Source organism: Pseudomonas sp. SIMBA_068 (genome assembly GCF_046534705.1).
Lineage (GTDB): Bacteria > Pseudomonadota > Gammaproteobacteria > Pseudomonadales > Pseudomonadaceae > Aquipseudomonas > Aquipseudomonas putida.
Genome location: NZ_JAWRYI010001665.1, coordinates 1 through 236 on the forward strand (window position 1 = coordinate 1; position 236 = coordinate 236).

At 53.0% G+C, this 236-nt stretch carries 1 protein-coding gene; it reads right to left on the reverse strand.

All coding sequences use genetic code 11. The annotated features are described in order from the left end of the window. Nucleotides 1–79: 79 nt before the first annotated feature. Nucleotides 80–236 (reverse strand): YbdD/YjiX family protein (locus SB756_RS35400; protein WP_052983242.1); only part of this gene is annotated, 157 nt, incomplete at its 5' end.

Genomic DNA, 236 nt, shown 5'->3' on the forward strand with positions numbered 1-236 from the left:
TAGGCGCGGGCAAAACCACCCTGCTGCGCCTAAAAAACCGGTGAGTAGGGTAACTGCAATCGGGTTCATGCTCTCTCCATTAACAACAGCGCATACCGCCTTTACCATCGCCGCCGTAGCGCGCGTTCTGGCGTTCGCGGAAGAATTCTTCATAGCTCATGTACGGCTTGTCGGGATGGTTGGTCTTCATATGCTCGACGTAGTTGTCGTAGTCTGGAATGCCAATCAACATCTTC